Source organism: Pseudomonas sp. SWRI51 (genome assembly GCF_014268825.1).
GTDB classification, from domain to species: Bacteria; Pseudomonadota; Gammaproteobacteria; order Pseudomonadales; family Pseudomonadaceae; genus Aquipseudomonas; species Aquipseudomonas farsensis.
In genome coordinates, this window is record NZ_JABWRG010000149.1 from 1 (window position 1) to 7,140 (window position 7,140).

Annotated in this window: 6 protein-coding genes; 4 read left to right on the top strand and 2 right to left on the bottom strand. The window is 63.8% G+C overall.

Going from position 1 to position 7,140, the window contains the following annotated elements:
• Positions 1-184: 184 nt before the first annotated feature.
• The gene (locus tag HU720_RS23440; protein ID WP_186523459.1) at positions 185-1,096 is read right to left on the bottom strand and encodes a LysR substrate-binding domain-containing protein; all 912 of its coding nucleotides are present in this window, start codon (positions 1,094-1,096) and stop codon (positions 185-187) included.
• 164 nt (positions 1,097-1,260) lie between these two features.
• Here HU720_RS23440 and ycaC point away from each other — a divergent pair, with 164 nt between their 5' ends.
• The 4 genes from ycaC (at position 1,261) to HU720_RS23460 (ending at position 5,551) form a co-directional block, all read left to right on the top strand.
• Positions 1,261-1,890 (top strand): isochorismate family cysteine hydrolase YcaC, encoded by a 630-nt coding sequence (gene ycaC / locus HU720_RS23445; protein WP_186523461.1) that lies wholly within the window; start codon positions 1,261-1,263, stop codon positions 1,888-1,890.
• Between the two features lie 112 nt (positions 1,891-2,002).
• Entirely contained in the window at positions 2,003-2,569 is a 567-nt protein-coding gene (locus tag HU720_RS23450) for an antibiotic biosynthesis monooxygenase (RefSeq protein ID WP_186523464.1), read from the top strand.
• A gap of 44 nt (positions 2,570-2,613) precedes the next feature.
• Positions 2,614-3,432 carry an alpha/beta hydrolase gene (locus HU720_RS23455; protein ID WP_186523466.1) on the top strand — a complete coding sequence of 273 codons (819 nt, stop codon included), beginning with the start codon at positions 2,614-2,616 and terminating at the stop codon, positions 3,430-3,432.
• A gap of 277 nt (positions 3,433-3,709) precedes the next feature.
• Positions 3,710-5,551, top strand: coding sequence for an amidohydrolase (locus HU720_RS23460; protein WP_186523469.1), 1,842 nt, complete (start codon positions 3,710-3,712; stop codon positions 5,549-5,551).
• Positions 5,552-5,593: 42 nt separating this feature from the next.
• On the opposite strand, the gene HU720_RS23465 is transcribed toward HU720_RS23460, so the two are convergent.
• Positions 5,594-6,847 (bottom strand): OprD family porin, encoded by a 1,254-nt coding sequence (locus HU720_RS23465; RefSeq protein ID WP_186523468.1) that lies wholly within the window; start codon positions 6,845-6,847, stop codon positions 5,594-5,596.
• Between the last annotated feature and the right edge of the window lie 293 nt (positions 6,848-7,140).

Sequence of the window (7,140 nt, forward strand, 5' to 3'; positions counted from 1 at the left end):
GGGCTGCGCAGCAGCCCCTTGGGTTTTCAGGGCTGCTGCGCAGCCCAACGCGGGGCAAGCCCGCTCACCACAACTCTCTATCATTTCCCACAGGTTTGGGTCCAACCAGCAATGTTGCGGTTGCGCATTGCCTGCGTGGCTGTCGACAGCCTTGGGATGAGGCCATCACGGTCAAACCCTGGCCTCAGGCCATATCGCTACTGGCGAACTCTTCAGCCAGATGGTCGATCAGCGAGCGCACCGACGGCAGCAGGCCGCGCCGTGACGGGAAAATGGCATGGACGATACCGCAGCGTGGGTGCCAGCCCGGTAGCAGCTCCACCAACCGCCCCTCGGCCAGGTCTTCACGCACCGCCACCCGCGGCAAATGGGCAATGCCCACCCCAGCCACGACAAAATGACGCAAAGCGAACAGATCGTCAGTCACCACCCTTGGCGTGTGCGTGATGACCATGCTGCGGCTGGTGTCCTCGCCCTGAAACAGCTCCCACTGGTATTCCCGCTGGGCGCTGCCCCAATGCAGGCTGGGCAGCTCGCTCAGTTGCTGCGGGTCGAAGCCTGCGGGCATTTGCGCCAGATACGACGGGTGGCCCACCAGGCACTGGGTACTGTTGCTCAGCACCTTCATCACCATGTCGGTGTTTTCCAAGGGCGGAAAGCGTACCCGCAGCGCCACATCGAAGCCCTCGTGGAGCAAATCGACGCGGCGGTTGGTGCTCTCGATGAACAACTCCACCTGCGGGTACTTGACCATATAGCGAGTGAGCATCGGCCCGACCCACGAGTTGAGCAGGGTCGTCGGGCAACTGATACGCACCAGGCCGCGCGGCTCGCTGCGGTTGCGCTCGATGATCTCGGCGGCGCCCTCGGCCTCGACTCGCATTGCCAGGCAACGGTTGTAGTAGGCCTGGCCAATCTCGGTCAGCGAACAATGCCGGCTGGTGCGGTGCAGCAGGCGCACGCCCAGGCGGTCTTCGAGGTCGGCGATGCGCCGGCTGAGCTTGGACTTGGGCATATCCAGCGCCCGCCCGGCGGGGGCGAAGCCGCCGTGCTCGACCACTTGGGTGAAGTAGTAGAGGGAGTTCAGGTCTTCCAAAGGGTAATTCTCCAAGTGCCTGGGGTGGTGCCTGCTCAGCGTTCATAAAACAGAACGCTAAAGCCAATTTTCGCAGTCTACCGCTCAAAAGGTGATGAATCTAATCTTTGCTCATCAACGCGAAACGCCCAGACCACTCTCAAAACCCTTTAGGAGCAACGACCATGACCCCCTTCAAATACAACCGCCTGAACAAAGACGACGCCGCTGTACTGCTGGTGGATCACCAGGCTGGCCTGCTGTCGCTGGTGCGTGATATCGAACCGGACCGCTTCAAGAACAACGTGCTGGCGCTTGCGGACCTGGCCAAGTTCTTCAACCTGCCAACCATCCTCACCACCAGCTTCGAACAAGGCCCCAACGGCCCGCTGGTGCCGGAGCTCAAGGCACTGTTCCCGGACGCCCCGTACATCGCCCGCCCAGGCCAGATCAACGCCTGGGACAACGAAGATTTCGTCAAGGCAGTGAAAGCCACCGGCAAGAAGCAACTGATCATTGCAGGCGTTGTGACCGAGGTCTGCGTCGCCTTCCCGGCGCTGGCCGCGCTGGAAGAAGAATTTGAAGTGTTCGTGGTCACCGACGCCTCCGGCACCTTCAACGAGATGACCCGCGACGCCGCCCACGACCGCATGAGCCGCGCCGGTGCGCAGTTGATGACCTGGTTCGGCGTGGCCTGTGAGCTGCACCGCGACTGGCGCAACGATGTCGAAGGCCTGGCGGCGCTGTGCTCCAACCACATCCCCGACTACCGCAACCTGATGACCAGCTACAACGCGCTGACCGCCGGTAAGTAAGCCCGTGCCGGGCACCGCCAGCCGGTGCCCGGCAGCGCAGCACACCTGTTCAATCTTCAGCCCGTGCGCCGTTGCACAGTGGATGCGGGCAAGCTCATCCCAAGGAACGCCGATGAACACCGCAACCCAAGCCAACCGCAACGTCGTGACGCTGGTGATCCAGCACAAGGTGCGCGCCCAGGGCATGGCCCCTTACGAGGCCTGGCTCAAGCGCACCGTCAGCGCCGCGCGCCATCAGCCCGGCCATCTGGATGTGAACGTGATCCGCCCCGACGACGGTGGCCGCCACTTCACCACGGTGGTGCGCTTTGCCGATGCCGCGCAGTTGCAGGCTTGGGTCAATTCCGCCGAGCGCCAGGCGCTGGTCAATGAAGTGCTGCCGCTGCTCGAAGACGGTGACCACACCCAGGTACACGACGACCCGGAGTTCTGGTTCACCCCACCGAGCACCACCGCTGCGCAGCCGCCACGCTGGAAGCAGGCGCTGCTGACCTACCTGGTGATCTGCCCGATGACCATGGTCATACCGCAACTGCTGGCACCGTTTTTCATGCGCTACCCTCAGCTGGGCGGCCCGATTACCGGCAACCTGATCGCCAACCTGTTCGTCATCCTGCCCGTGGTGTTCTACATCATGCCGTGGGTAACCCGCCGCTGCGCCAACTGGCTGCGCGGTTGAACGCTCCTTCGTAACTCACCGACCACTTTTCAGGAGATACCACTATGAGCACGCTCGTTACCCGCGATGGCACCTCGATCTATTACAAGGACTGGGGCACCGGCAAGCCGGTACTGTTCAGCCACGGCTGGCCGCTGGATGCCGACATGTGGGATTCGCAGATGGAGTACCTGGCCAGCCGCGGCTACCGCACCATTGCCTTCGACCGCCGTGGTTTCGGCCGCTCGAGCCAGCCGTGGACCGGCTACGACTACGACACCTTCGCCGACGACATCGCCCAGTTGATCGAGCACCTCGACCTGCGCGACGTCACCCTGGTGGGCTTCTCGATGGGCGGTGGCGACGTCAGCCGCTATATCGGCAAGCACGGCACGGAACGGGTGGCCAAGTTGGTGCTGCTGGGCGCGGTTACCCCGGTGTTCGGCAAGCGTGCAGACAACCCCGAGGGTGTCGATACGGCGGTGTTCGACGGTATCAAGGCTGGCTTGCGCGCCGACCGTGCGCAGTTCATCGCCGACTTTGCCACCCCGTTCTATGGCCTGAACCAAGGCCAGGCGGTATCGCAAGGCACGCAGACCCAGACGTTGAACATCGCGCTGCTGGCGTCGATCAAGGCCACCCTTGACTGCGTAAGCGCGTTCAGTGAAACCGACTTCCGCCCGGACATGGCCAAAATCGACGTGCCGACTTTGGTTATCCACGGCGATGCCGACCAGATCGTGCCGTTCGAGACGACCGGCAAAGTGGCGGCGCAGATGATCTCGGGGGCAGAGCTCAAGGTCTACAAAGGCGCACCGCACGGCTTTGCCGTGACCCATGCGCAGCAGTTGAACGAGGACCTGCTGGCGTTCCTGAAGGGCTGACATCCCTCGCGGTGGTTCGCAATGCCGAGCCACCGCGATGCGGCCACAGCCCGCACCGCACATCCATCCAATCCTGCACCTGGCGCCAACCGGCATGCTCCGCTGTTGCGCCTGCCGCATCCCGTTGGAGAACACCATGTCCCAGGACCCGAACGACAAGAGCCGCCGCCAGTTCCTCGCTACCAGCACCGTACTCGGCGCCGCCGGGGCGCTGTGGTCGGCATTGCCTTTCACCGGCGCCGCCGGTTCCGCCCATGCATCCACCCAAGGAGGCGCCATGACCGCCGATCTCATTCTGTTCAACGGCAAACTGCATACCGTTGACCGTGAAAAGCCCACCGCCACTGCCGTAGCCATCAAGGATGGACGTTTCATCGCTGTGGGCAGCGATGGCGAAGCCATGGCCCACAAGGGTGCCACTACGCAGATCATCGACCTCAAGCAGCGCACGGTGATCCCGGGCCTTAACGACTCGCACCTGCACCTGATCCGTGGCGGCCTGAACTACAACTTGGAACTGCGTTGGGAGGGCGTCCCTTCGGTAGCCGATGCCCTGCGCATGCTCAAGGACCAGGCCGCTCGCACGCCAACCCCGCAGTGGGTGCGCGTGGTCGGTGGCTGGAACGAATTCCAGTTCGCCGAAAAACGCATGCCGACGCTTGAAGAAATCAACCAGGCCGCCCCGGACACCCCGGTGTTCCTGCTGCACCTGTATGACCGCGCACTGCTCAACCGCGCCGCGCTCAAGGCAGTTGGCTACACCAAGGACACGCCGAACCCGGCCGGCGGCGAGATCCAGCGCGACAAGTTCGGCAACCCCACCGGCATGCTGATCGCCCGCCCCAACGCGATGATCCTCTACGCAACCTTGGCCAAAGGGCCGAAGTTGCCGCTTGAATACCAGGTCAACTCGACCCGCCAGTTCATGCGTGAACTCAACCGCCTGGGCCTGACCAGCGCCATCGACGCCGGTGGCGGCTACCAGAACTTCCCCGACGACTATTCGGTGATCCAGGAGCTGGCGGACAACAACCAACTGACCGTGCGCATCGCCTACAACCTGTTTACCCAGAAGCCCAAGGAAGAGCTGGACGACTTCCGCAAGTGGACCTCCAGCGTCAAGCTGCACAGCGGAACTGACTTCCTGCGCCATAACGGCGCTGGCGAAATGCTGGTGTTCTCTGCGGCTGACTTCGAGGACTTCCTCGAGCCGCGCCCGGACCTGCCGCAAACCATGGAAGAAGAGCTGGAGCCGGTAGTGCGTCACCTGGTCGAGCAGCGCTGGCCGTTCCGCCTGCATGCCACCTACAACGAATCGATCACGCGCATGCTGGATGTATTCGAGAAGGTCAACCGTGACATCCCGTTCAACGGCCTGCCGTGGTTCTTCGACCATGCCGAAACCATCACCCCGCAGAACATCGAGCGGGTGCGGGTACTGGGCGGCGGTATCGCGATCCAGGACCGCATGGCCTTCCAGGGTGAGTATTTCGTCGACCGTTACGGCGCCAAGGCCGCCGAGAGCACCCCGCCGATCAAGCGTATGCTGGAAATGGGCGTGCCGGTCGGCGCCGGCACCGACGCGACCCGCGTCTCGAGCTACAACCCGTGGACCTCGCTGTACTGGATGGTCAGCGGCAAGACCGTCGGCGGCATGGAGCTGTACCCCGAAGGCCTGAGCCGCGACACCGCCCTGCAGCTGTTCACCCAAGGCAGCGCGTGGTTCTCCAGCGAGCAGGGCAAGAAGGGCCAGATCAAGGTGGGCCAACTGGCAGACCTGGCGGCGTTGTCGCTGGACTTTTTCAGTGTCGAAGAAGAGGCGATCAAGGGCATCGAGTCGGTATTGACCGTGGTTGACGGCAAAGTGGTGTACGCGGCGGGCGAGTTCGACCGGCTCGGCCCACCGCAGGTGCCGGTGCTGCCGGAGTGGTCGCCGGTGGCCAAGGTGCCAGGGCACTGGCGCGTGGGCACGCCTTCGCTGGCCGCTGCCGTGCACCAGTGCTCGGGGCCTTGCGGGGTGCATGCCCACAGCCATGAAAAGGCGCGGCATTCGAGCGTGCCGGTGAATGACTTCCAAGGCTTCTGGGGCGCGTTGGGCTGTTCGTGTTTCGCCTTCTGAGATGAACCGGGGCCGCATCGCGGCCCCATTTGTTTCCAGGCCTTAGAACACGCCTTTGAGTGGGTATTCGATGATCACGTACAGGCGGTCGATATCGTCGCCCGCCTGCGCGTCGTTGGCGCGGTGGCTGACGTGCGACAGCGACAGGCTCAAGCCTTTGGCGCTGCCGGCCTGCACCACGTACTTGAGGTCGATGTCACGCTCCCAGTGTTCGCTGCCTTCGCCGTACTGGCCAGCGTAAGCACCGCTGCTTGGGGCGTGGCTGCCGTCGATGCCGCGTCCGCTGACATAGCGGCCCATCAGGCTCAGGCCGGGCACCCCGAAGGTTGCGAAATCAAGGTCGTAGCGCAGTTGCCACGAGCGCTCGCCGGGGCCGTTGAAGTCGGCGTACTTGATCGAGTTGGCCAGGTAGATGGAGTCACCCCCGACGAAGTCGAATGGTGTGTCGCCGCGCACCTTCTGATAGGCCAGGGTCAACGCCTGCGCGCCAAGCCGGTATTTGCCGGCCAGGCTGTAGGCGAGGGTGTCGATGTCGCCTGCGCGGGCTTTGCCGCTGTCGACGGTGCGATAGAGGTTGGCGTCCAGGCGCCAGTTGCCCTGGGCGAGGTTGAGGTTCAGGTAGCCCTGGTGCCAAGTGTCTTCAAGCTGCGAAACGAACAGCGCACCGCCCACCGGCCCCGCTGGGGCGAAGGTTGCGCCGGCAAGGCTTATGGCACGGCCACCGGTGCTGGCGCCGTAGCCTGCGAAGTCGTCATGGCTGGCGCTGCTGTCCTGGTTGCTGAACGCGGTAAAACGCCCGGCCTGCAAGTGCCAGCCCGGCAGGTCGGTATTTTCCAGCAGCCAGCCGGTGGCGTATTCGGGGTGCAGGCGTTTGTCGCCGGTGTCGAAGACCGGTGTGTCTACCATCATTTCGCCGTAGTGCAGGCGTGTGTTGCCCAGGCGCAGTTTCAGTGCTGCGCCCGCGCTTGAGTAACTGGGTTCGGCCCGGCCATTGCTGTTGCGTGGCAGCAGCCCGGTCCCGGCATGGCCCCGGCCGCCGTCGAGTTTCAGGCCGACGAAACCATGGGCATCTACGCCAACCCCCAGCATGCCGTCGGTAAAGCCCGAGCGCAGTTCGCCGATGAAGCCCTGCGCCCATTCCTGGCGGTAGCTTTGGCCATTGCCGGACGGCGTGCGGTAGTCGTTGTGCAGGAAGTAGTTGCGGCTGAGCAGGGACCAACCTGCGTCGTCGGCCAGCGCAAGCGTTGGGCCGAGCGCGCACAGTGTGGCCAGCAGAGCGCGAGGGGAGAGAGGCATGGTGGCTCCGGGGATATGAGCCGGGACTGTGGGCGATCGCGCAGGAAGGGTCTTGTATGGGTGTGCTGGGCCAGCCTGTCAGGGCCTCATCGCGGGGCAAGCCCGCTCCCACGCAGCGTTTTAGGGGCGCAATCTATACAGGCTTGTGCTGGCCTCATCGCAGGCTGGCGCCAGCTCTCACAGGATCTGGGCCAGCCCTCGATATTGTGGCTGTGTGCGGTCTCTGTGGGAGATTCTATGGTTTCGGGCAAGTCGCTTTTGATTGTGTAGGAGCGGCCTTGTGTCGCGAAAGG